Source organism: Psychrobacter sp. 1U2 (assembly GCF_051847575.1).
On sequence record NZ_JBPYDC010000733.1, the window covers coordinates 1 to 869 of the forward strand.

General features: G+C 45.5%; 1 pseudogene. It reads right to left on the reverse strand.

Annotated features, from left to right (window positions below):
• A pseudogene (locus ACS8FD_RS18390) lies at window positions 1-869 on the reverse strand (hypothetical protein); the annotation flags it as partial.

Genomic DNA, 869 nt, shown 5'->3' on the forward strand with positions numbered 1-869 from the left:
TGTCAGTTGGTAGTGCACCTTGCGCATCACCGAACCATAAGTATTTTCCACCAGCTGAGACGGCCCATTCTGGAGTGACATTATACTTAGCGCCTAGACCCACACTATAGTAGCCTTCGATAGGACCTAATGATGTCGTTGGATCTCCAGCACCGCTATCCCAGCCAACTGTTCCACTAACGGCTAACGCAGGTGCTAAACGCTTAGCCAAGCCCAGCTCTACCTGCCATTGATCATCATCATAATCAACTAAGTTTAAACCATCTTCTGCATACAGTTCGTTGTTTTTACTGACTTCATTATATAATGGCGGTGTTATTTTAAAATCACCCCAAGGTACCCAGCGCACTTTTGCAGTCGCCAGTGTCGTTGGATTAACACCTGTTTGGAAGTCTAAATTGACTGATTTTGGTGTGGTAATTTCAATTGAATTACCAACGCCTACATCAAAACTTTCGCCAATCTGGGTTTTGTGATCAATCTCAGATCGATAAGTCAGAGCAGCTTTTAAAGCAATTTCAGGCTTGCTGTATGAAGCTCCAGCTAACCAACCATAATCTTGGCTAGGGTTGATATTCGCAGTATAGCCCGAAGCTGGACCATAAGCAGCACCACGTAGCTTTACATTAGCTTCTATGCGCTGTGCAACTGGGCCACCATACACTTGGAAGTTTTTGTTTTGACCAAGCTTCATGCCCAATATACCCGTTAGGCTGTGGCTACGTACTTCAACATTGGTCGCCTCACCTGCTGCATCTGCTGCTCCTTTTAGAATTTCTAGTTGAGCCAGCCCTTCTGCTATATCTGGCTTAGCAGCGTCTGGTATATTTGGATTAGCTAGAGCGCCTTTAGCCTGAGCGATTGCACCA